Below are 23280 nucleotides of genomic sequence, written 5' to 3' on the forward strand. Positions count from 1 at the left end.
ATCCTGAGCGTTGCCCTTTTCGAGAAAACCCCAATTTTACAGGCATTATCGAGGGAAGAAGACATAGAACAAATAGATGAAAGCTGCATACAATTGAATCTATTCAACTAACGTTGGGACAGTAGTGTCTGTTTATATTTCCATAATTAACGGGACCGATGGCTCACGCTCTCCCCTTTGCCGTGGCATATAAATTGCATCCCCTCCCCATGCCTGGGTATACATATGAGAGCGCGTTCATGAACCCTTTTCCCGTGCCATCGAGGATCGCCGCCGCCGTGCTCCTCTCCTGCGCCCTGATGGCCGTCGGAGTCCTGAATCTCCGGGACCGCCTCAACTGGGCCGACCCCTCCGACGGGGTCCTCTGGGTGGAATCGGAAGGCGCTCTCCGGTCCGCCGGGCTGAAGCCCGGAGCCGGGCCGAATCCGCCCGCGATCCACCCGGGCGACCGGCTCCTGTCGATCGACGGCGCGGAGGTCCCCGACCTGGGACGGTACGCGGAGCTGCTCTACCGCTTCGCCCCCGGTTCGTGGCACACCTACGAGGTGGCGGGGGAGGCGGGGGTGCGCAGCGTGCGCCTCCGGCTCGGGGCGCGCCCCCTCTTTTCGGCCCGGGACGGACTGAAGACCCTCCTGGCCTTTCTCCACCTCGGCATCGGGTTCTACGTGCTGTGGCGCACGCGCGCCTCCGGCGCGGGCAGGCACTTCTTCCTGGTCTGCCTGGCCGCCTTCGTCCTCTGGCTCTACAGCTACACCCCGCGCCTGGGCCTCCTCGACTGGACCGTCTACACCCTGTCGGCCGTTGCCTTCCTCCTCCTCCCCGCGCTCTTCCTCCACTTCTGCCATCGCTTTCCCGTCGCCTCCGGCCCGAGGCCCGCGCTCCTCGTTTACGCCCCGGCCCTCGCCCTCGTCGCGTTTCATTTCCTCTGGATAACGGGGCACCTGGCCCCGCTCGGTCTCGCGCTGACGGCCGGCGGAAGCCTGGTCGTCGACCGGGTGGAGCTGCTCTTTTTCTGCGCCGCCTTCCTGGCCGGGGGCCTCCGGCTCCTCCGGCTGAGGCGCGGCAACCGGGACCTCGTCGCGGGCCAGCAGTTGAAATGGATCGGCTACGGCACGATGGCCGGCATCGTCCCCTTCGGCCTGGCCTACGGGCTTCCCGTTTTGCTCGGGGCACGCCCCAACCTCGCCATGGAGGCGTCGATCCTTTCGCTCGCCCTGATCCCGCTGGCGGTCGGGTACGCCCTCACCGATTTCCGCCTGATGGACGTGGAGAAGATCGCGCGCGGCGCCGCGGCCCGTCTCGCGGCCGCGGGGCTGCTCGTAGCCCTTTATCTCTTCCTCGTCCTGGTGCCGGGGAAGGGGCTCGAAAGGGTCGCGCCCCACTCCCTGCTGCCGTCCATGGGCCTGGCGGCGCTGGCGCTGGCGCTCCTCTTCCGGCCGCTGGGCCGGGTGATCGAGCGGGGGCTCGAGCGCCGCTTCTACCGGGACCGCTTCGAGGACCGGGCCACCCTCCTCGATTTCGCCCGCACCCTCGGCTCCGACATCGGCCTTCGCCCCCTCTCGCGCCGGATCCTCGAGCGGATCTCGGGCGCCTTCCGCATCGAGACGGCCGCCCTCCTGGTCGACGACCCGGCGCACCCCGGCCGCCTGCGCCCCGCCGACGCGATCGGCCGGCCCCCGGCCGCCCTGCGGCCTCTTTTCCGCGCGGAGGCGCTGGGCGCGGCCGAGGCCCTTCCCGGCCTGCCGGGCGGTCCCGGGCGCCTCTACCCGGCCGGGGCGGAGCTGGAGGCGGAAGGGTTCGCCTACGTGCAGGAGCTCGAACACCGGGGGCGGCGCGTGGGGGCGATCGCCCTGGGCCCCCTCCCGGGCGGGAGCCACTTCTCGACCGAAGACCTGGACCTGCTTACCGCCCTGGCGAAATTCGGCGCCATCGCCGTCGACAACGCCCGGCTGCTCGAGTCGGCCGAGAGCCGGGCGGGCGAACTGGAGCGGATGAAGCGCGCCACGGAGAACATCCTCGAAAGCATCGATGTGGCGGTGCTCGCGCTGGAGGAGGACGGGAGGATCCGTTTCTGCAACCGCGCCTTCGAAACCCTCTACGCCGTCTCCCGGCGGGATATCGCGGGCACCCCGGTGGACAACCTCTTCTCCCCCGATTTCATCGCCTCGCTGCGCGGGGGAGACAGCGGGGAGGGGTGGAGGATCGACTCCCCCGTGAACCTCTTCAAGCTCCGCCTGGACAACCTGGAGGGGGAGCGGCGGATAGTGAACCTCGGCCTGATCCCCCTGTGCGACCCCTCCGAGAGGGGGGTCCTCCTCGTCCTGGACGACATCACGGAAAAGATCGCGCTGGAGGACCAGCTGCTGCAGGCCGAGAAGCTCTCCTCCATCGGGCTGCTCGCCGCCGGCATCGCCCACGAGATCAACACCCCGATCACGGGCATCTCCAGCTACGCCCAGATGCTGCTCGAGCAGGCGGGGGAATCGGACCGGCAGCGGCCCATCCTTGAAAAGATCGAGAAACAGTCCTTCCGGGCTTCCGAGATCGTGAACAGCCTCCTCAATTTCTCCCGCCTGAGCGGGAGCACGTTCAACCCCGTCGACCTCAACCGCCTGATCGCCGACAGCCTCGCGCTCCTCCAGCACCAGTTCGAACGCTCCGGGATCCGGGTGGAATCGGACCTCGAGGATTCCCTCCCCCCCGTCTACGGGAACACGGGCAAACTGCAGCAGGTGCTGGTCAATCTCTTCCTGAACGCGCGTGACGCCATGCCGTCGGGGGGGGAGCTGGCCATCCGCACCGGCATGCGCGAATCGATGGTCGTCGTCGAAATCTCCGACACCGGCGAGGGCATCCCGAGGGAAAACCTGAACCGGATCTTCGACCCCTTCTTCACGACCAAGGCGATGGGGAAAGGAACCGGCCTGGGCCTGGCGGTGAGCTACGGCATCGTCCAGGAGCACGGGGGACGGATCCTGGTGGACACCCCCGGCAAGGGGACCCGTTTCATGCTGAAATTTCCGGCCAGGCTCCAATGATGCTTTTCAACCGGCGCGTATTGGTGGTCGACGACGAAGAGATCCTGCGCGACGTCCTGTCGGACCTGCTGGCGACGGCGTCCTATGAAGTCGACCTGGCCGAGGACGGCGCCCGGGCGCTCGAGCGCCTCCGCGAGACCGACTACGCGGTCGCGCTCGTCGACCTGATGATGCCGGGCATCGACGGGCTCGAGCTGCTCGGGGAGATGAAGAAGCTCGAGAACGCCCCCGCGGCCATCATCCTCACCGCCTACGGCTCGATCGACAAGGCGGTGCAGGCGACGAAGCTGGGGGCCTTCGACTTCCTGACCAAGCCGTTCAAGAACGACGAGCTCCTCCTGGCGGTCAAGAACGCGGCGGAACACCGGCACCTCGTCGAGGAGAATTCGCGCCTGAGGCGCACCCTCTTCGAGCGGTACGGGTTCGGGAACCTGATCGGCAAGAGCCCGGCCATGCAGCAGGTGTTCGACCTGGTCCGGCGGGTCGCGCCGCGCCGGAGCACCGTCCTGGTCCAGGGGGAGAGCGGCACGGGGAAGGAGCTGGTGGCGAAGGCGATCCACGCCTCGAGCGGCAGGGCGGAGGCCCCGTTCGTCGCCATCAACTGCGGCAACATCCCGTCGGAGCTGCTGGAGAGCGAGCTGTTCGGGCATGTCCGCGGCGCCTTCACCGGCGCCAGCGTCTCCCGCAAGGGGCTGTTCGAAGCGGCCTCGGGCGGCACCCTTTTCCTGGACGAGGTGGCCACCATCTCGCTCGAGATGCAGGCCAAGCTCCTGCGCGTCATCCAGGAGCGGGAGTTCCGCCGGCTGGGAAGCCTGGAGAACGTCCGGGTGGACGTGCGCATCGTCGCGGCCACGAACACCGACCTGGAGACCGGCGTCCGGGCGGGGACCTTCCGGGACGACCTCTACTACCGCCTCAACGTCATCGCCATCAAGGTCCCCCCGCTGCGCGAGCGGACCGGGGACGTGCAGCTGCTGGCGGAGTTTTTCCTCCGCAAGTACGCGGAGGAGAACGGCCGCGACCCCCTGACGCTGGAGCCGGACGCCCTGCGGGTGCTCCTGGACTACCCCTGGCCCGGAAATGTCCGGGAGCTGGAAAACGTCATGGAACGGGCCGTGGTACTGGCGCCGGGGGACCGCGTCGGCCCCGGCCTCTTCCCCGCCTCCCTGACGGCGCCCCCCCTCGCGCCCCCCCCCGGCTTCGTGCCCGACGGCGTCTCCCTGAAGGAACGGGTGAGCGGCTACGAAAGGTCCCTCATCCTCGCCGCCCTGGAGCGGACCGACTGGAACCAGAAGAAGGCGGCCGAGCTCCTCTCGGTCAACACCACCACCCTGAGCGAGAAGCTCAAGCGTTTCAGGATCCGGCGGGACAGGACCCAAAGTTGACACCCCTCCCGGGGGCGGCTACCCTAATAGAAGACGTTTCGACGGGGGCCCGATGAAGACCACTCCATTTTTCCGCGTTCTGACGCTCTCATGCCTGCTGGCCGCGGTCCCGGCCGCACGGGCCGACTACAAGCAGGCGGTCGCCTTTTACAACCAGGGGCAGTTCACCAAGGCGATCCAGGAGCTGAAGCCCGACCTCGACCGGTCGCCCGAATGGGAATTCGGCCACCGGTTGCTGGGGCTCTGCTACCTCGGCCTCGGTAACAACGCCCTGGCGGTCTCCTCCTTTTCCCGCGCGGCGGAGCTCCAGTCGACCTCCTTCGCGACCTACTACGGACTGGGGCAGGCCTACTTCAACATGCGGAAATACGGCGACAGCGTCACCGCGCTGGGCCGGGCGGAAACCCTGGCGGCGCGGGAGAAGAACCCGGAGGGGGAGAAAACCAAGGTCTACAGGCTCCGGGGGGCCGCCCACTACCGCCTGAAGCGGTTCGACGCCGCCGCCGCGGACCTCGAGCGGGCGCTCCGCGCCGGGAGCGGCGACTGGGCCGACCGATCCATGCTCGGCGTGTCCTACCTCAACACGAACCGGGCCGACGAGGCGATCGCGGAGCTCGAGCGGGCGCTCGCGCTGAAGCCGGGGGAGCCGACCGTCCGGGAAGCGCTGGGAAAGGCCCATTTCCAGAAAGGGGTCGCCTCGCTCCGGCGCAAGGAGTACGCCGCCGCGGCGCAGGCGCTCGGCAAGGCCCGGGAGTACGACCCCCGCAACGGCTACCTCCACTACAACCTGGCCGAGGCCTACCTGTTCCAGAACCGCTACGCCGAAGCGGAGCGGGCGCTCGGGGAGGCCGCCGCGCTCCTTCCCGACAACGCGGGGGTCCACGCCCGGCTGGGACTCGTCTACGAGAAGCAGAAGAAGTGGGATCCGGCCCTCAAGGCCTACCGGAAGGCGGACTCGCTCGCCGCGTCCGAGGAACTCAAGGAGGCGATCGCGCGGGTCACCGAAAATAAAAAGTAGCCTGGAAAAAGGAGATTGCAGGCTAGCGGGACGGAGCTTCGTTCCAGCTCCGCAGGTTCCCCGCCTCGTCCACGGCCACGATCGTGACCGCTCCCGCGGCGGCGCCCGCCGGGAGGCTCACCGTAAAGAACGGGACGCCGTTTTCGGTTTCCGCGCGCGCCTGGGACACCGCGCCGCTCCCCTCGTCCCGGACGAAGACGGCGGAAAGGTCGCCGTCGGCATCCTCGATAACCATGCGCACTCTCCCCTCCGCCGGCTCGATCCGGACCAGGCGGGGGGCCCGCGCCTCGTCGACCAGGATCGCCTCCGGGATCCGGTACTCCCGCACCCGCTCGAGCCACACCCGCTCCAGCTCGTCCCCGGGGGCCTTGAAGGTCATCTCCAGCGCTTTCAGCAGGCTGCGCTTTTTGAGCGCCTCGAAAAATTTGACCGGGCGCTCGCGCCCCTGCAGGTCGCGGAAGGTCTTCAAAAAGGTGACCCCCGGCGCGGCGCTCCGGTGACTGCGGACCCCGCCGGAGAATTCGGACCAGGCGCGCTGCCGGGCCAGCCCGAGCCGGTCCGTCTCGAGCAGGAGCTTCGAGATCGCCCAGGCGGACTCCAGGCTCCGGGAGGAGTGGTCGAACTCGTGGACCAGGATCTCGATCATCCCCTCGAAGAGGAACTCCGTGTCCTCCCGCGCGGCCCCCTCGGAGAGGTTGAGAAGCCCCAGGCGCGCCATCTCCCGGGCGATGGCGTGGAAGAGAAATTCCCTGTCGCCGGAAGCTTCCGGCCGGCCCATCCCGATGGTGATGTGGCCCGCCCGGCGGTTGCAGACCGTTTCCGCCCGGGCCCAGTCGAGGGTGACGGCCACCCGGCGCGGGAGCGCGCCGCCGATGGAGCGGTTCATGTAGGCGTAGCAGCGCTCGAGGTCGCCGATGAGCTGCCGGCCCAGCAGCTCCCTTTCAGCCGGCATCTGGACGATCACATGGTCGGAGCTGACGCGCCCCAGCTGCTGGGCCCGCGGCAGACCCTCCCCCAGGATGCCCGCGGCCAGGCACAGGGCGGCTATGAACAGGCTTCGTCGGGATCGGACCATAATACCCATCGGGGTTACGAGAAGCTCGCGAGCGCGGTCTCCTCGTCGTCGTAACTGTCGAACACCGTCAGGAGCTTGGTGATGTTCAGCAGGTCGAGGACGCGCGCGTTGGGCGACAGCAGTTTGAAGTACCCCCCGCTCTTGCGCAGCGCGGTGAAGCAGCGGATGATCTCCCCCAGCCCGGCGCTGTCCATGTAGGGGACCTTCGCGAGGTTCAGGAGGATCTTCTTCCGCCCCTGCTTGACCAGTTCGTCCACCGCCTGCTTGATCTCCACGTCCCCCTCGCCGAGGATGATCTTCCCCTCGGCGTCGATCACCACCACGTCCCCTTCCACCCTGGTCGTAAACTTCATGCGGCCTCCCGATCTCAATAGGAGAAACTAGCACAGCGGGCCGAAGCCTGTCAATTTGACGCGGGCTTTGCCGATCCCGCATTCAAACCGGCCCATCCTTTGATATAATGGATATCAATTTCACGCCAGGAGAACAGTATGCCCCGTCTGATCGACAGAATCACCATTGACCCCGAACAATGCGGCGGCCGACCCTGCATTCGTGGCATGCGGATCCGTGTCGTTGATATTCTCGATCTCCTCGCCGCCGGTCTTAACGCAAAGCAGGTCCTGGAAGAGCTTCCCGATCTCGAGATGGAAGATATCAGGGCCGCCCTGAAATATGCCGCCCGCCGCCTGGACCACCCGGTAATGGTCGCATGATCATCTGGCTCGACGCGCATGTATCCCCCGCGATAGCGTCCTGGATGAGCCTCGAATTTTCAGTTTCGGCAATGGCCGTACGGGACCTTGGCTTGCGCGCTGCCAAAGACCAGGAAATCTTCCTCGCGGCCAGAAAGGCCAACGCCATCATCATGACCAAGGATGTGGATTTCGTCCACCTGGTCCAAAAATCGGGAATCCCCCCGCAAATCATCCTGCTTACCTGCGGCAACACCTCAAACGCTCAACTCAAGCGGCTGCTCAAGCGGTCTTTTGCTCGCACCGCCGATTGGCTCCGAAAAGGAGAGGGGGTGGTTGAGATTACAGGCCCGTAGCCCTTTTGCCACCTGACCCCTGCCACGGAAGCGCGTCCTGCTCGCGCCGCAGGCGCGTCACCAGGTTGTCCTCGAGTTCCACCATATCGGAAGTCAGCGGCTGGTCCGCCGCCGCATCCGCCGTCAGGGTGGCGAATCCGGCCAGGCCCGCGGGGAGCAGGCGAGCGTCCCGGGCGGCCTCGGCCGAGTCGAGCACCCCGTAGACGTCGAACCCCCCCAGCCCGTCCAGCCGCCGCCCCGCCCGCAGGCCGCGCTTGGCCACGGCGCACACCTCGCACTCCCAGCCGGCCGGCCTGAGGGTCGCCACCCCGAAGCAGGCGGCCTCGACCAGGCTCGAGAGCGCCTCCATGTGGCAGAGATGATGATCGCGGAAGAAGAGGTAATTCGGGCCCGCCCCCTTCTTCAGGTACTGCATGTCCTGGCTGAAGCCGGGGGAGTCGCGCCGGGCGATGACGAACACCCCCGCCCCCTGGTCCACGCCGTCGATGCCGAGCACGTAATCCACGATCCCGCCCGAGAGGGTGTCGAGCCCGACCAGGCGGTCGAAGGTCGCGACCAGCTCCGGCTTGCTCGTGCGCGGGCCGTGCATGCCGCGCACCGCCGGCCGCAGGCCGAAGGCGTTGCCGACCACGGCGAGCTCCATCGCCTGCTTGGTGCCGTCGGCGAAGGCGCACACCTTGTTGAGATCGTGGCCGGGGAGGACAAAGGGCCGTACCCCGACCGGGTCCTGGTGCGGGTCGATGAACCCCTTGCAGTTGCCGGCCACCCGCGGCTCGAAGCCGAAGGCCACCGCTTCCCTCATCATGCGAGCCAGGCAGCCGGGCTGGTCCCCGTCCGAATTGGTGTAAACCGTCCCCCGCTCCGCCGCCCGCTCCGCCAGGACCCGGCCGAGGGTCGAATCGAGCTCCGAATTGACGGTGACAAAGGGCAGCCCCAGATCGGCCGCGAGCACGGCCGCCTCGGCCCCCCCCTCGAGGTCGCCGGTACATTCATAGATCGCGTCGAGCGTGCGCAGCTCCCCCAGCATGCCGATCTCTTCCAGGCAGATTCTCCGCCCGCGCGCTTCGGCCGCGGCCAGCGCGCTCCCCGTCGCGGCCCGCTCGATCTCCCCGGCCGCGCAGCCGGCGGCGAGAAACGACCGGACCGCCCGCTCCGGCAGGAGGTCGACCGCGGCGACCGGCCGCACCCCGGCCGCTCGCTCCAGTTCGCCGACGAGGCGGCTCCCGAACCAGCCCGTGCCCACCACCGCGACCCGCAGGTCGCTCCCCCGCTCCCGCAACGCTTTTTCGATCAGGCCGTACATATCCAAGCCCGCAACAGATAGAAGTTCAGAAAAAGGCCCCCTGGCCGCGGCGCGACCGCCGGCGGTGGCGCACCACGCGGGGCAACAAAGCGAGCGAGCGCGCCCCGGCCAGAAGCCCGATGCTCACCCCGGCCGCGTCCCCCGCGACAAGCGCCCGCGCCGTTTCCTGGGCCAGCCGGATAAACGTCACCGCGACGTTGCGCGCCAGGGGGTGGTCCATCCGCTTGAGCCGGAAGAGGCTCAGCCACGTCATCCGGTCGAGCCGCTGGGCCGGGGTGAGCACCCGCCCCTCCATCCGGTGGTCGATGTAGGAATGGAGCACCACCGCTTCGGGCACCAGTCCCGACTGCCAGCCGTGCCGTTCGGCCCGCAGGTGGTAGTCGTACTCCACCCCGTAGAGGAAAAAGAGCGGGTCGTAGCCCCCCACCCGTTCGACCGTCGCTTTCCGCACCAGCTTGACCGCCCCGGGGAGAATGCCCGCGGGGTAGGCGTCCCGCAGCCGGCCGGCCGCCCGGTCGGCCCGGTAGGGGCCGAGGCGCGGGTCGCCGAGCGCGGCCTCGAACCCGGGGTCGATCCGGTCCCCCTCGAAAGTCAGGTTGGTCGGGATCAGGATCCCCATTTCGGGGTGGGCGTCGGCCGCCGCCTCGAGCCGGTCTAGCGCGTCGGGCCGCAATCGCGCGTCCTGATTGACCAGGAGAAAGTATTCCCCCGGCCGCGCCATCAGCCGCCTCAGCCCGTAGTTGCACCCCTGGCCGTACCCCAGGTTCGCACCGCTCCCGAGCACTTCGACCTGGGGGAATTCGCGGCGCACGTACTCGGCCGTGCCGTCGGTGGACGAGTTATCTACAATCATGACAGGAAGATGCGGCCTCCCCGCCAGCAGGTCCCGCAGGCAGTTCCCAACGAGCTCCCGCCCGTTCCAGGTCACGATCAGGGCGGTGGTCTTGGAGTCGGCCATAGCGGAACAAAACCTCGAGTCGAAACCTCGCGCGCCACATGTTCACGGCTATCCAAAAGCCGCGAGATTCTATCCCGACCCCCGCCAAAAGTCGATGGCCATTATGGCGCCCGCATACCCCGGCAATGATGATATTCGACATCTCCTCCGCTGTTTATCATGATCATTGACGGCAGACCCCACAGCCGTCACCACCCTCTGGAACGCCGGACGGCAATCGAGCTCAAAGGCCTCGCAGAATGGGACCCCCAAAAATGCTCAAGGGCCTCCAGGCGTTGAGGGAGCATTCGGGTAAGATCCTTTTCCGGATCCGCAGCCGATCTATGCGATCATGGATCGCACCTGGCCCGAGGGTTCCGACTGGGACAGGTATTGGGAATAGGGTCCCCTGAAATCTTCGATCCGCCCGTTCCCGAAGTGCCATATGCGCGTCGCCACCTCGTCGATGACCTCGTGGTCATGCGTCACCAGGAGCAGCGTGCCTGCATATCGCTGCAGGGCGATGTTCAGAGCATTGATCGATTCCAGGTCGAGGTGATTGGTGGGCTCATCCAGCACGAGGATATTGGGTTTTTGCAGCATGAGACGGCACAGGATGATGCGGGCGGCTTCGCCCCCGGAAAGGGTGTCGGTGCGTTTCAGGGCATCGTCGCCGCTGAACAGCATCTGTCCGAGCAGCCCGCGCAACTCCTGCTGGGAGGCGGCGGGATCGCATTCGCGCAGCCATTCGATCACGCTCATGCCGGGCGGGATGGAGTCCCCGTGGTCCTGCGCAAAGTATCCGACGGCCGCTTCATGACCCCAGGTCACCGTCCCGCCGTCGACGGGGAACTCCCGGTCTGCGGCATCGATATTGCCGGAGGCGCAGCAAATCAGCGCTTTCAGCAGCGTGGTCTTTCCCGCGCCGTTGCGCCCGATCAGGGCGATCTTTTCCCCGCGGCTGACCTTGGCGCTGAAGTCGCGGATGACCGGGACCTGCCCGTCTGCGCCCGCGTACGACTTGGCGAGCCGATCCACCTCGAGCGGATGTTTCCCCGAGGGACGCGCAACGTCGAACCGGATAAACGGGCGCTGGATATTCGATTTTGCCAGCTCCGAGGTCTGAAGCCTTTCGACCTCCTTCTTCCTGGAGGTCACCTGGGAAGAGCGCGTGCCCGCCGCGAAGCGGGCGATGAATTCGTTCAACTGCGCGATCTTCTTCTCTCTCTGGGCATTGCCGGCTTCGATGCGCGACCGGACCTGCGTCTTGGCCAGCACCATATCGTCGTAACCGCCGGTGTAGGTGAGGACCGTCTGGTAGTCGATGTCCGCCGTATGGGTACAGACCTCGTTGAGAAAATGACGGTCATGCGAAATGACGATGAGGCAGCCCGAATACGCGCAGAGATATTCCTGGAGCCAGTGGACCGAATCGAGATCGAGGTTGTTGGTGGGCTCGTCGAGCAACAGCACCTCCGGGTTGCCGAACAGGGCCTGGGCCAGCAGAACCCTCACCTTCTGCCCCCCCTGCAGCTCACCCATCTTGCGTTCGTGCAGGGATTCCGGGATATCCAGGCCCTCGAGCAGGATGGCGGCATCCGTTTCCGCCGTATAGCCGCCTTCGTCGCCCATGATCCCTTCGAGCTCTCCCAGACGCATGCCATCACGATCCGTGAGGGTATCGGGATCCTTGGCATACAGCGCCTCGCGCTCCTGCATGGCGTTCCACAAAGCGGTATTCCCGAGGATCACCGCATCGAGCACGCGGTACGATTCAAAGGCAAACTGATCCTGCCGCAGGACGCCCATCTTTCCGGGCCGTGTCACCGAACCCCCTTCGGGCTCCATTTCCCCGGTCAGGATCTTCATGAGCGTCGACTTTCCGGCGCCGTTCGGCCCCGTGATCGCATAGCGTCGTCCGGCAATAAAGGTTGTGGAGACGTTTTCAAACAGGACGAGAGCGCCAAACCGCATGGAAATGTTGTTGAGAGACAGCTGCATGGGAAAAAAGGCTCCGGGAGTGAGGGGACACGGCGACCTGACCGCAGAAAACCGCTGGGCCCAGTCGCAGAAAAAACCCGAAGTATACCCGGAAAGGCAGCTATCGCCAAATAAATGAAAAACCGGGACGTCCCACCCGTTACCCATTTATCAAAGCCCACCCGCAGCCCCGGCTCTGTCATCTGTCATGCTGCCGACAAAACCAAAATCTAAAACGATAAACCCGGTTCTCTTTGCGGGTCTTCAGTCGTTTGGGTACGGGCAGGCTTTTCGCCAGATCGGCTCTGTGATTGGGGACAATGGTGACTGTCCCCTCCTACTCCTTATGCAGCGGCTTTCCGTACCCGCAATTCAACTTTGTATCCTGTGGCAGAAAGTACCCGAATCAAAAGATCCGTCGACATCCCATGTGTGTTCCCATTAGCGATAGCCGTCACGCGTGTGCGAGAAGTTCCTGCCTTTTTGGCGATCTCTGCGTGTGTATATCGTCCATTCTGGATGATTTTTGTCAAAGCGCAGGTGAGATCGGAACGAAACTCCATTTCTCCCGTTTCCGCCGCAGATAAACCCATAGCTCTTCCCAAGTCTTCGGCAGTCCTGGTGCGGATGGGCTTTTCAGGATTTGCTTGCTTCATTTAAAACCTCCTGCAATCTCTGACGCGCAAGGTTGATCTCACGAGAAGGTGTCTTCTGCGACTTTTTCTGAAACGCGTGAAAAACAATAATCGCGTCTTCCTTGTGTACATAATAAAAAACCCTCACCGTCGCTCCTTCTCCCCTTATCCGCAATTCGTGAACTCCAGGTGCAATACCTGGCATCGGGCGGCTGAGAGGCATCCCAAGGTTGACACCTTTTTGAAGGTCTCGGAGCGCTTCTCCGAGGTGACGACGGATCGACGTTGCCTGTTCTCTGATGAACTCCAGCGCTCTCACATGAAAATCGATCGCTTTCACGGTATCATTATGTCCCCGATCCGAGACATCAACAAGGAGATTGTTCGTCTGTCTCCTGGTCCTCACAAAAGAGATCCAACGTGTTCCGGGGAATAGGGTCCCCTTTGAAAACAGGGACGTCCCACCCGTCACCCATTTATCCATGCCTCCACGGGGCCGCGGCCGCGGCTTGGCCATCTATCGCGTTGCGGAGTGAACCCCTATCAAAGGAGACAAGCCCAGGTCGCTTTCCGAATCATCGGCCGCTTGGGTACGGCCAGGCTTTTCTCCAGGTCGGCTCTGAGATTGGGGACAGTGGTGACTGTCCCCTCCATGGGGGTTCCTTGATCCCCTTTGGCCCCTATGCTATAAGAATCCTTGCGCTTTCTTTCCCTGAACCTATCCAATCTTTGAGGAGCTTTCCTATGACGGGCAATATTCGTTCGATCAGAGCAAGAGAGATTTTCGACTCCAGGGGAAATCCCACCATCGAGGCGGACGTCACGCTCGAGGGCGGAGTCCGGGGCCGGGCGGCGGTTCCGTCGGGCGCCTCCACCGGAAGCCACGAGGCGGTGGAGCTGCGCGACGGGGACGCCGGCCGCTTCTCCGGCAAGGGGGTGCTGCGCGCGGTCGAGAACGTCAACACCATCATCGCCCCGGCCCTGGTCGGGGAGGACGTCTACGACCAGCGCGGGCTCGACCGCATCCTCGTCAACCTCGACGGGACCCCCAACAAGGGGTCGCTGGGCGCCAACGCCATCCTCTCCGTGTCGCTCGCGGCGGCGCGGGCGGCGGCCGCCTCCCTCGGCCTCCCGCTCTTCCGCTACCTGGGGGGGACCAACGCCTGCGTGCTCCCCACGCCGATGATGAACATCGTCAACGGCGGGGCGCACGCCGACAACAACCTCGACATCCAGGAGTTCATGATCGTCCCCGCCGGGGCCGAGTCGTTCTCCCAGAGCCTGCGCATGGGGGTGGAAACGTTCCACGCCCTCAAGGGGGTGTTGAAGAAGAAGGGGTACGCCACCGGCGTCGGCGACGAGGGGGGGTTCGCCCCGAACCTCAAGTCGAACGAGGAGGCGATCGAGCTGATCCTGGAAGCGGTCGCGAAGGCGGGGTACAAGCCCGGGGAGCAGATCTTCCTGGCGCTCGACGCGGCCGCCAGCGAGTTTTACGAGGAAGGGAAGTATTATTTCAAGAAGTCGACCGGGGCGAAGCTCGGTGTCGAGGAGGTCATCGCGCTCTACGGGCGGTGGATCGAAAAATACCCCGTCGTCTCGATCGAGGACGGGATGGCGGAGGACGACTGCGAGGGGTGGGCGGCCCTGACCACCGCCCTGGGGGAGAAGATCCAGCTGGTCGGCGACGACGTCTTCGTCACGAGCGCCTCGAGGCTTCAGAGCGGGATCGCCGACGGGATGGCCAACAGCATCCTGATCAAGCCGAACCAGGTGGGGACGCTGAGCGAAACCATGGACACGATCGAGCTGGCCAAGGTCGACGGTTACACCACCGTCATCTCCCACCGCTCGGGGGAGACCGAGGACTCCTTCATCGCCGACCTGGCCGTGGCCACCAACGCCGGGCAGATCAAGACCGGGTCGGCCAGCCGCACCGACCGCATCTGCAAGTACAACCAGCTGCTGCGGATCGAACAGGAACTGGGCGGGCACTCGCGCTTTCTCGGGACCCGGCTTTTCTGACCGCCCCCGGACCGGCGGCGGAAACGAAAACGGGCGGCCTCCGGGCCGCCCGTTTTTTGTGCGTTTCGTCAGGGGACTACTTCGGCACCTTCTCGTCGCTGTGGATCTGCCCGTCGAGCAGGCGGATGATGCGGTAGGCGTGTTCGGCGATGTCGTTTTCGTGGGTGACCAGCAGGATCGTGTTCCCCCGCTTGTGCAGCGTGTCGAAGATTTCCATGATTTCCCTGCTCGTCGCGCTGTCGAGGTTGCCCGTCGGCTCGTCGGCGAGGATGAGCGAGGGGTTGTTGACCAGCGCCCGGGCGATGGCCACCCTCTGGCGCTGCCCCCCGGAAAGCTCGTTGGGCCGGTGGTAGACCCGCTCCCCAAGATCCACGTTCTGGAGCGCCTTGATCGCCCGCTCCTTCCTGTCATGCGACGCGGTCCCGTTGTAGATCAGCGGGAGTTCCACGTTGTGCAGCGCCGAAGCGCGCGGCAACAGGTTGAAGGTCTGGAACACGAACCCGATCTCCTTGTTGCGGATATGGGCCAGTTCGTCGTCGTCCATCTGCGAGACCAGCCGCTCGTTGAGCATGTACGTCCCCTTCGAGGGGGTGTCCAGGCAGCCGATCAGGTTCATCAGGGTCGATTTCCCCGACCCCGAGGGCCCCATGATGGCGACGTACGATCCCCGGACGATGGAGAAGGTGACGCCCCTCAGGGCATGGATCTGCTCCGTTCCCATCTGGTAGGTTTTCCAGAGATCCTCGATGTGAATCAGGATGTTGTTGTCCCCGCCGGCGCTGCTATCGTTGGTTCCGCTCATCATGCTCCTCTATGCTTCGTTCAGGCTATCGTTTTGCATCGGTTTTGGACGACTTGTCGACTTTGACGAAGGTGCCGTCCTTGATGGTGCGCAGGGTCTGGAAGCTGCCCGAGACGATGGTCTCCCCTTCCTGGAGGTTCTCCAGGACCTCGATTTCGGACTCCCCGGTGATCCCGGTCTTCACGTCCCGGAAGCGGGCCATGCCGTTCTCCCCGACCACGAACACCCCTTCGAGCTCTTTTTTCTCGGGCTCGTCATCGCCGCGCCCGGAAGCCTTCGCCACCCTCCCCGATTGCGCGTTCACGTCGGGGGGGTGATACTTCCCGTCCTTGTCCACCTCGACGTCGCGCACCGTCAGCGCCTGCATGGGGATGACCAGTATGTCGTTGCGGACATCGGTGGTGATGTCGCCCGTGCACGACATGCCCGGCCGCAGCTTGGGCGAGGGGTCGAGCAGCGTCACGATCACCTTGAAGTCCTTGGCCTCCTGGGACGCGGCCGACGACTGGATGGGGCTGTTGCCGATTTCGGTGACTTCCCCCTCGAAAACCACGTCGGGGAGGGCGTCCACCTTGACCTCGGTGATGTCGCCCAGGGAAAGGTTCACCACGTCGGTCTCGTCCACCTTCAGCTCGGCCTGGATGACGCTCAGGTTGGCGATCGTCATCAGGGTCGCCTCGGGGTTGCTCATGATCCCCGGCTGGGCGCGCTCCCCCTTTTCCACGTTGAGCTGGGTGATCACCCCGTCGAGCGGGGAGTAGAGGGTGGTCTTCTTCAGCTGGTCCTTGGCCCGCGTGAGGCTGGCCATCGCGGCCCGCGCGTTGGCCAGCCGCGCCTCGGCCGATGCCTTGCTCTGCTCGATGTTGTTGCGGGAGACCTTGACCTGGCTCTCCGTCTGGGAGGCCTGCGCCCGGGCCACCTCGAGCCGCGACTGCGCGGCCTTGAAATCGTTCTGCGCCGCCTCGTACTCGTCGCGCGAAATCAGGCCGTCTTCGTGCAGGAGCTGCTTGCGCTTGAAACTGCTCTCCGCCCGGGTGAAGTTGTGCTCCGCCTGCGCGAGTTCCGCGCGCGCCGACCGGAGCGAGGCCTCGTCCCTCTTGAGGTTCGCCTCGGCGTTCATGATCAGGAACTCCTGCGCCCGCGTCTCCGCCAGCGCGGCGTCGTACTGCGCCCGGCTCGAGGCCTGATCCGCCTCCGTCTGGATCGGGTCGATGCGCAGCAGCACGTCCCCTTTCCTGACCGCGGCTCCCTCCCGGAGCGGCAGCTCGGTGATGATGCCCGCGATTTCGGACTGCAGATCGACGAATTCCTTGGCGCGAATCTCGCCGCTGGCCGTGACCTTGGAGCTCAGGGTATCCTTGCGCTTCACAACCGACGTCTGAACGAGGACGGTATTTTTGCGGCTGATCTTGACGCTGGCTACCACTATGATCAGCAGGGCCAAGATGGCACCACCGATAACCCAGACTTTTTTCCCCTTGGTCATCTGCTTTTCACCTCCATTCGGGGCAATGTCGAATACTACGAGCGGCCGGGACGAAAGGTTTCATATTTCGTTGAAATCATACGCGATTCCGGCCCCCGATTGAATACCCGACATCGCCGGCGTACCATGAAGGGAGGGGGGCAACCCCGTTCGGGAGAACTCCGATGCCGGAATCCGAAATCAGGAAGCTCGTCAGGCAGCTGGGTGCGTCCATCAACGAAACGCTCTCCGAGTCACCCGGGATCAACGAGAGCATCCGTGTCATCCGCGCGGCCGGGTACGAGGTGTATCTCTCCATCGAAGCCAGAATCGGCGCCCGCTCCCCGGCCGAGGGGGAGCGGACGGTTGCCGGAAGGGAACCGGTGCGGCTCACGATCACAGAAGACGACGCTAAATTCTTGAAAGCATTGAAGATATCGGTAGACGACCCCGTCTAGCCCGGCGCGGGCGCCTCCGCGGGGGGGGTGTTCATGTTACAGCGCCCCTCGAACACCGCCCCGGCTTCGATGATGAGGCACGGGGAGTAGATTTCCCCGTAAACCTTCCCTTCCTTGTGAATTTCCACCCGGTCGGAGGCGTGGATGGTGCCGCGGAATTCCCCCCGGATCGAAATCCGCCGGACGTGGGCCTCCGCGTCGATCCTGCCGCCCGGCCCGATTTCCAGGGCCGCTTCCGCCTTCAACTTCCCCTTGAGCACGCCGTCGATGCGCGCCCCGGTGGCAAACAGGAACTCCCCGTTCAGCTCAGCCCCTTCCCCCAGTTGGCTGACAATCTCACTTGCGGATTTTCCCGTTCTGAATCCCATGTTTGTGCTCCGTTGAATTCTGCTGTTCCTTGAGGAGGGCAAAGAGGCGCATGAGTTCCTCCTGGCCGTAGTAATGTATCCGTATCTCCCCTGAATCCTTGGACTTGGATACAATCTCCACCCGGGCTCCCAGGGCGAGGCGCAGTTGGTCCTCCGCCGCCGTCACGTTGGGGTCCTGGATGCGGGGGAGGGATGGGGCCTTGTTCTTCTTCTTCGCCCAGCGCTCCGTCTCCCGTACCGACCACCCCTTTTCGATGAGGATGACCGCCGTCCGCTCCATCTCGAGCGGGGGGAGAGCGGCGGAAAGGAGGGCGCGCGCATGACCCGCGGACAATTTCCCTTCCGAAACCAGGAGCGAGACCGCGGGGGGGAGTTTCAGCAGCCGGACGGCGTTGGCGATGGTGCTCCGGTCCTTCCCCAGCCTCTGGGCCAGCTGTTCCTGGGTCTGCGCGGTCTCTTCCATGAGGTGGGCGTACGCCTGCGCTTCCTCGATCGGGTTGAGCTGTTCGCGCTGAATGTTTTCCACCAGCGCCAGTTCGAGCAGCTGATCGTCGGGCACCTCCCGGACCACCGCCGGAATTCTCAACAGCCCCGCCCGCTGGGCGGCCGAAAGACGGCGCTCCCCGGCGATCAGCTGGTAATCCCGGCCGAAGGGGCGGACGAGCACCGGCTGCAGGACCCCGTTTTCGCGGATGGAGGCCGCCAGTTCCTCGATCCGCTCCTCGTCAAAAAGGATCCGGGGCTGATTTGGATTCGGAGAGATCCGGTCGATATCGATCTCGTTCGGGGTGGGCTCCGCGCGCTCGACCTCGGGGATCAACGCCCCGAGCCCCCTACCCAATGCCTTTTTTTTCATAGCTCAGAACTTCCTTGGCCAGACGCAGATAGCTTTCCGCCCCCTTGGAGCGTATGTCATAGATAAGAACGGGTTTACCAAAACTGGGAGCCTCCGCCAGGCGGACGTTGCGGGGGATGACGGTTTCGAGCACCTTGTCGGCAAAGTGGCTTTTCAGGTCTTCGCGCACCTGGGCGCTCAGGTTGGTCCGCTCGTCGTACATGGTCAGGAGGATCCCCTGGATGGAGAGGAGGGGATTGAACGCCCGCCGGACCCGGGCCAGGGTGTCGAAAAGATCGGTCAGCCCTTCCAGGGCGAAATATTCGCACTGGATCGGGATCAGGACCGAATCGGCCGCGACCAGCCCGTTCAGCGTCAGGATACTGAGGGACGGGGGGCTGTCGATCAGGATGAAGTCGAAGTTCCCCACCACCGGCTCGAGCAGCCGCTTGAGGAGGGACTCGCGTTCGGGCAACTCCAGCATTTCGATCACCGCCCCGGACAGATTCCGGTCGGCGGGGGCGAGTTTCAGGTTGTCGAGTTCCGTATCGCGCAGAATCTCGGCCAGGGGGACCGACCGGATCAGGGAATCGTAGAGACTCAGCTCCACGGAGCCCTTGACCACCCCCAGGCCGCTGCTGCAGTTGGCCTGGGCGTCGGTATCGATCACCAGGACCCGCATGTCGGCCATCGCCAGGCCGGCGGCCAGGTTGATGGTGGTGGTGGTCTTCCCCACCCCCCCTTTTTGATTGGTTACCGCGATTATTTTTGCCATGGGATACGCGGAAGCGAGAGTAGCACAGCGCCGGGGAAAAGTCGATCTTTTAGGGGGTGTTTCACGTGAAACAGGGGGACAGTCACCACTGTCCCCGGTTTCACGTGAAACGGCGTCGGGGGGGGACGGTCATCACTGTCCGTTTTCGTTTTGGGGACGGTGGTGACTGTCCCCATAGATAGAGAGCCATGCTCCCTTCGTTCCGGGGACCGCGCGGCGCTGCTCGAGCCGGAAATGGTCCCGGAGCGCCTCCGGGTCCCCCGCGGGGGAGGCGCCGTGGAACATCCAGAAGCGGGCGTCCTCCCCCGCGTGGAGCCTCAGGGCCGCCAGTTCGGTGCCCGAAAGACGGATCGCCTTCCAGCTGACCAGGTCCCAGCGCTTGTCCGTCGCCGAGCGAAGCAAAAAGGGTTCCAGCCGCTCGGCGTGCACCCGGACCTCGCCGAAACCGAGCTCCCAGGCCGCCGTTTCGAGGAAGGCGGCCTTTCTCCCCCGGCTTTCGACCATTTCCAGCCTCATGCCGGGGTTGAAGATCCGAAGGATGAGGGCGGGGAAGCCGGCGCCGCTCCCGATATCGAGGTGGGAGCGCTCCCCGGGGGGGTAGAGCCCCGCGCTCCAGACCCCCTCCCGCACCAGCGGCTCGAGGGAGTCCCACTCCCCCCGCGCCGTCAGGTTGATGCGGGCGTTCCATTTCCGCAGCAGCCCGAGATACCGGCGGAGGAGATCCGCCTCGGGGCCCCCGGCCGGGACACCCGACCGCTCCAGCAGCCGCTCCAGTCCCGCACCCTCACTCATCCCCCTCCTCCCCCGCCTCGCGGCGGCGCCGCCCCGCCTGGCGCAGCTCGAGCTGCACGTTGAGGATCGCGACCGCCGCCGGGGTCACCCCCGGGATCCTGCCCGCCATCGCGAGGTCGCGCGGGCGCACGCGCGCCAGCTTTTCCCTGATCTCGCGGTTCAGCCCCGCCACCCCCTCGTAATCGAAATCGGGGGGGAGGCGCCGGGCGCCCATCCGCCCCAGCTTCTCCGCGTCCCTCTTCTGCTGCCCGATATACCCCTCGTAGCGGACTTCGATCTCGACCACCCGCCGCACCTCCCCATCCTCCGGCCAGCGCTCCCGCGCCCGCAGGAGCGGCTCCAGGTCGAGGAGTTCCACCTCCGGGCGCCGGAGCAGCTCTTCGAGGGTGGCCCCCTTGACCCCCGCGCTGTCGAGCTTCCGCCCGAGGCCCGGGCAGGGGACGCGCTCGGGGTTCCAGCGCTCCCTGCGCAGGAAGTCGCGTAAAGAGTCTACTTCCAGGTATTTGCGCTCGAACGCGGCGTAATCGGAGGCCGATACCAGCCCCAGCCGGCGCCCCAGCGGCCGCAGCCGGCGGTCGGCGTTGTCGATTCGCAGCAGGAGCCGGAATTCGGAGCGGGAGGTGAACATGCGGTAGGGCTCGTCGACCCCCCGGGTGATGAGATCGTCGATCAGGATCCCGATATAGCTCTCCTCGCGCGGAAAGAGAACCGGCTCCCCCCCCTGGACCGCGAGCGCGGCGTTGATCCCCGCCACCAGCCCCTGCGCGGCGGCCTCCTCGTATCCCGTCGTCCCGTTGACCTGCCCCGCGAAATAGAGCCCCTTCACGGCCTGGGTCTCGAGCGTGCCCCCGAGCTGCCGGGGATCGGCGTAATCGTATTCGATCGCGTAGGCCGGCCGGACCATCTCGGCCCGCTCGAGCCCCGGGATGGCGCGCACCACCTCCTTCTGGATTTCGATCGGGAGGCTGGTGGAGACGCCGTTGAGGTAGACCTCCTCACTGTCGAGCCCTTCCGGCTCGAGGAAGACCTGGTGCCGCTCCCGGTCGGGGAATTTCACGATCTTGTCCTCGACGCTGGGGCAGTAGCGGGGGCCGATGCCCGTGATATGGCCTCCGTATAATGCTGATTTATTTAAGTTTGCACGGATAATGGCGTGCACCCGCTCGTTGGTGTACCCCAGGTGACAGCTCAGTTGCGGGAGCGCCGTCTTCCGGGTCCGGAAGGAGAAGAAGGTGGGGGCCTCGTCCCCCTTCTGCTCCTCGAACCGCGCATAGTCGATGCTGTCCCGGTGGAGGCGCGGGGGGGTCCCGGTCTTGAGCCGGTTTATAATAACGCCTTTGTTTTTAAGGCTTTGCGCCAATTCCACCGAGGCCCGCTCCCCTATCCGGCCGCCGCTCCAGCTCCCGTCGCTGATCCGCAGCGTCCCGTTGAGGAAGGTCCCGGCGGTCAGGATGACGGCCCGGCAGGGGAGCGACCGTCCGTCCGCGAGCCGAACCCCGCGCACCCCTTCCTCCCCCAGGATCAGGTCGACCACCTCGGCCCCGAGGACCTCGAGCCGGGGCAGGGCCGTGCATAGATCCCTCATATAGTTGATATATCTGGCTTTATCAGACTGGCAGCGCGGGGCCTGCACGGCCGGTCCCCGGCTCGAGTTCAGGAGCCGGAACTGGATCCCGGTGGCGTCGGCCGCCTCCCCCATGACGCCGCCGAGGGCGTCGATCTCCCGGACCATGTGCCCCTTGGCGATCCCCCCGATGGAGGGGTTGCACGACATCTGCGCGAGGCGGCCGGGGTCGAGGGTGCACAGGAGGGTCCCCGCCCCCATCCGGGCGCTCGCGATCGCGGCTTCGCACCCGGCGTGTCCCCCTCCCACCACGACCACGTCGCAGCTTCCGCGCAATCGTCTCGCCATGTTTCCCCCGCGCCCCCTATTTTCCGATGCAGAACCGGGAAAAGATCTCGCCCAGGAGGTCCTCGGTATGGACCTCCCCCGTCAGCACCCCCAGGCTCTCGAGCCCCCGGCGCAGGTCGTAGAGCGCGAACTCCTCCGACATCCCCCCGGCGAGCGACTCCGCCGCCGCCCCGAGCCGCTCCGCGGCCTCCTCGAGCTGCCGCCGCTGCCGCAACCGGGTGACGAGCACCCCCTCCCTCCCGAGAGGCACACCCCCCGTCATCTCATCCACGATCCAGGCGCGCAGCTCCCCTATCCCGGCGCCCCGCAGGGCCGAGACTTCAAAAACCGGCCACCCGCGCGCAAACTCCACGGTATCCTCCGTTTTCCAGGCGCCCGGCAGATCGGACTTGTTAAGCGCCACCGCCCCGCGCACCCCCAGGAGCCGCTCGCGCATCCGCCTGTCCTCCTCCGAGGGGGCCCGCGCCCGGTCGGCCACCAGCACTACCGCGTCCGCGTCCCCGATCGCCTCGACGCTCCGGTCGATGCCGAGCTTCTCCACGGGGTCCTCCGAATGCCGGATCCCGGCCGTGTCCTGGAGGTGGACCGGGATCCCCCCGATGCTGCTCGACTCGGAGACCAGGTCGCGCGTCGTCCCCGGGAGCCGGGCCACGATCGAGCGGTCGCGCCCGAGCAGGGCGTTGAAAAGACTGCTTTTCCCCACGTTCGGCCGGCCCACGACGGCAAGCGTGAAACCCTCCCGCACGATCCTCCCCCTGCGGTAGGAGTCGACCGCCCGGCCCAGCCTGCGCCGGGCCTCTTCGAGCCGCCGGGCCATCCCGCGGCGCGAAACGGCCGGCACGTCCTCCTCGACGAATTCCACCGCGGTCTCGAGCTCGACGATGATGTCGACGACGGCGTCCCTGACCGGGCCGATCTCCCGCCCGAGCTCCCCCGAGCGCTGCCGCAGCGCCGTCTCCGCCTGCAGCAGGGTCTGGGCCCCGATCAGGTCGGCCACCGCTTCCGCCTCGGCCAGGTTCATCTTCCCGTTCACGAAGGCGCGCAGGGTGAATTCCCCCGGCCCGGCCAGGCGCGCTCCCCGGCTGCACAGGGCGTCGAGGAGGGCCGCGGCGATGACGGGGCTCCCGTGGGTGGAAAATTCGACCATCTCCTCCCCGGTATAGGAGTTCGGGGCGGGGAAGCGCAGGACGAGGGCCTCGTCGATTTCCGCGCCCAGGGAGTCGAGGATCCTCCCGAGCCGGGCCGTGCGGGGTGGCGCCGGGCCCTCGTGGCCGTACGGGACGAAGACCTTTCCGGCGAGCTCGAAACTCCGCTCCCCCGAAAGGCGCACCACCGCGATCCCGGAGTGTCCCGGCGGGGTGGACAAGGCGCAGATGGTATCCCTGAGATTTTCCATGTTCGAGAGACCGGCGGTTCCCCGAGGCATTAT

General features: G+C 65.7%; 22 protein-coding genes. 7 read left to right on the forward strand and 15 right to left on the reverse strand.

The genetic code is table 11. The features are described 5' to 3' along the window. Positions 1-239 precede the first annotated feature (239 nt). The 3 genes from GXY47_05220 to GXY47_05230 are packed head-to-tail and all read left to right on the forward strand — an operon-like array spanning position 240 to position 5441. Complete coding sequence (locus GXY47_05220) at positions 240-3038, forward strand: PAS domain-containing protein (GenBank protein NLV30538.1); 2799 nt, start codon at positions 240-242, stop codon at positions 3036-3038. Then, a complete protein-coding gene (locus tag GXY47_05225) occupies positions 3038-4423 on the forward strand; it encodes a sigma-54-dependent Fis family transcriptional regulator (GenBank protein NLV30539.1) in 1386 nt (461 codons plus the stop codon). Before GXY47_05220 ends, GXY47_05225 begins: the two co-directional genes overlap by 1 nt. 52 nt (positions 4424-4475) lie before the next feature. After that, a complete protein-coding gene (locus GXY47_05230; protein NLV30540.1) occupies positions 4476-5441 on the forward strand; it encodes a tetratricopeptide repeat protein in 966 nt (321 codons plus the stop codon). Positions 5442-5463: 22 nt separating this feature from the next. On the opposite strand, the gene GXY47_05235 is transcribed toward GXY47_05230, so the two are convergent. After that, positions 5464-6516 carry a hypothetical protein gene (locus GXY47_05235; protein NLV30541.1) on the reverse strand — a complete coding sequence of 351 codons (1053 nt, stop codon included), beginning with the start codon at positions 6514-6516 and terminating at the stop codon, positions 5464-5466. Positions 6517-6530: 14 nt separating this feature from the next. Then, on the reverse strand, positions 6531-6869 hold the full coding sequence (locus GXY47_05240; GenBank protein NLV30542.1) for an STAS domain-containing protein: 339 nt from the start codon (positions 6867-6869) through the stop codon (positions 6531-6533). Between the two features lie 138 nt (positions 6870-7007). On the opposite strand from GXY47_05240, the gene GXY47_05245 reads away from it, so the two are divergent. After that, a complete protein-coding gene (locus tag GXY47_05245) occupies positions 7008-7232 on the forward strand; it encodes a DUF433 domain-containing protein (GenBank protein ID NLV30543.1) in 225 nt (74 codons plus the stop codon). After that, positions 7229-7567 (forward strand): DUF5615 family PIN-like protein, encoded by a 339-nt coding sequence (locus tag GXY47_05250; GenBank protein ID NLV30544.1) that lies wholly within the window; start codon positions 7229-7231, stop codon positions 7565-7567. The genes GXY47_05245 and GXY47_05250 overlap by 4 nt, the downstream gene beginning before the upstream one ends. Here the strand turns inward: GXY47_05250 and GXY47_05255 are convergent. The 5 genes from GXY47_05255 to GXY47_05275 all read right to left on the reverse strand — a co-directional run bounded on the left by GXY47_05255 (position 7554) and on the right by GXY47_05275 (position 12762). Next, complete coding sequence (locus tag GXY47_05255; protein ID NLV30545.1) at positions 7554-8870, reverse strand: NAD(P)-dependent oxidoreductase; 1317 nt, start codon at positions 8868-8870, stop codon at positions 7554-7556. The genes GXY47_05250 and GXY47_05255 overlap by 14 nt on opposite strands. A 25-nt stretch (positions 8871-8895) precedes the next feature. Beyond that, entirely contained in the window at positions 8896-9828 is a 933-nt protein-coding gene (locus tag GXY47_05260) for a glycosyltransferase family 2 protein (GenBank protein ID NLV30546.1), read from the reverse strand. Positions 9829-10149: 321 nt separating this feature from the next. Further along, positions 10150-11781 (reverse strand): ATP-binding cassette domain-containing protein, encoded by a 1632-nt coding sequence (locus GXY47_05265; protein NLV30547.1) that lies wholly within the window; start codon positions 11779-11781, stop codon positions 10150-10152. A gap of 350 nt (positions 11782-12131) precedes the next feature. Next, positions 12132-12443, reverse strand: a complete 312-nt coding sequence (locus GXY47_05270) for an XRE family transcriptional regulator (protein ID NLV30548.1) — start codon at positions 12441-12443, stop codon at positions 12132-12134. Then, positions 12424-12762, reverse strand: a complete 339-nt coding sequence (locus GXY47_05275; protein NLV30549.1) for a type II toxin-antitoxin system RelE/ParE family toxin — start codon at positions 12760-12762, stop codon at positions 12424-12426. Before GXY47_05275 ends, GXY47_05270 begins: the two co-directional genes overlap by 20 nt. Positions 12763-13166: 404 nt before the next feature. Here GXY47_05275 and eno point away from each other — a divergent pair, with 404 nt between their 5' ends. Continuing rightward, positions 13167-14444, forward strand: coding sequence for a phosphopyruvate hydratase (eno, locus tag GXY47_05280; protein ID NLV30550.1), 1278 nt, complete (start codon positions 13167-13169; stop codon positions 14442-14444). A gap of 76 nt (positions 14445-14520) precedes the next feature. Here the strand turns inward: eno and GXY47_05285 are convergent, their stop codons facing one another. Further along, entirely contained in the window at positions 14521-15201 is a 681-nt protein-coding gene (locus tag GXY47_05285) for an ABC transporter ATP-binding protein (GenBank protein ID NLV30551.1), read from the reverse strand. Positions 15202-15271: 70 nt separating this feature from the next. Continuing rightward, positions 15272-16690: an efflux RND transporter periplasmic adaptor subunit gene (locus tag GXY47_05290; protein ID NLV30552.1), complete on the reverse strand. Its 1419-nt coding sequence runs from the start codon at positions 16688-16690 to the stop codon at positions 15272-15274. Positions 16691-16896: 206 nt separating this feature from the next. Here GXY47_05290 and GXY47_05295 point away from each other — a divergent pair, with 206 nt between their 5' ends. Further along, a complete protein-coding gene (locus GXY47_05295) occupies positions 16897-17169 on the forward strand; it encodes a hypothetical protein (GenBank protein NLV30553.1) in 273 nt (90 codons plus the stop codon). Here GXY47_05295 and GXY47_05300 read toward each other — a convergent pair. The 6 genes from GXY47_05300 to mnmE form a co-directional block, all read right to left on the reverse strand. Continuing rightward, positions 17166-17537 carry a polymer-forming cytoskeletal protein gene (locus GXY47_05300; GenBank protein ID NLV30554.1) on the reverse strand — a complete coding sequence of 124 codons (372 nt, stop codon included), beginning with the start codon at positions 17535-17537 and terminating at the stop codon, positions 17166-17168. The two genes, GXY47_05295 and GXY47_05300, sit on opposite strands and share 4 nt — an antisense overlap. After that, positions 17506-18393 (reverse strand): ParB/RepB/Spo0J family partition protein, encoded by an 888-nt coding sequence (locus GXY47_05305; GenBank protein ID NLV30555.1) that lies wholly within the window; start codon positions 18391-18393, stop codon positions 17506-17508. The genes GXY47_05300 and GXY47_05305 overlap by 32 nt, the downstream gene beginning before the upstream one ends. After that, a complete protein-coding gene (locus GXY47_05310) occupies positions 18371-19147 on the reverse strand; it encodes a ParA family protein (GenBank protein ID NLV30556.1) in 777 nt (258 codons plus the stop codon). Before GXY47_05310 ends, GXY47_05305 begins: the two co-directional genes overlap by 23 nt. Before the next feature lie 132 nt (positions 19148-19279). Beyond that, positions 19280-19939, reverse strand: a complete 660-nt coding sequence (locus tag GXY47_05315) for a hypothetical protein (GenBank protein ID NLV30557.1) — start codon at positions 19937-19939, stop codon at positions 19280-19282. Next, positions 19932-21851 carry a tRNA uridine-5-carboxymethylaminomethyl(34) synthesis enzyme MnmG gene (gene mnmG, locus GXY47_05320; GenBank protein NLV30558.1) on the reverse strand — a complete coding sequence of 640 codons (1920 nt, stop codon included), beginning with the start codon at positions 21849-21851 and terminating at the stop codon, positions 19932-19934. The genes GXY47_05315 and mnmG overlap by 8 nt, the downstream gene beginning before the upstream one ends. A 16-nt stretch (positions 21852-21867) precedes the next feature. After that, on the reverse strand, positions 21868-23247 hold the full coding sequence (gene mnmE / locus GXY47_05325; GenBank protein NLV30559.1) for a tRNA uridine-5-carboxymethylaminomethyl(34) synthesis GTPase MnmE: 1380 nt from the start codon (positions 23245-23247) through the stop codon (positions 21868-21870). Positions 23248-23280: the final 33 nt, after the last annotated feature.

The sequence above is a fragment of the Acidobacteriota bacterium genome (assembly GCA_012729555.1).
In the GTDB taxonomy this organism is placed as follows: Bacteria; Acidobacteriota; UBA6911; order UBA6911; family UBA6911; genus UBA6911.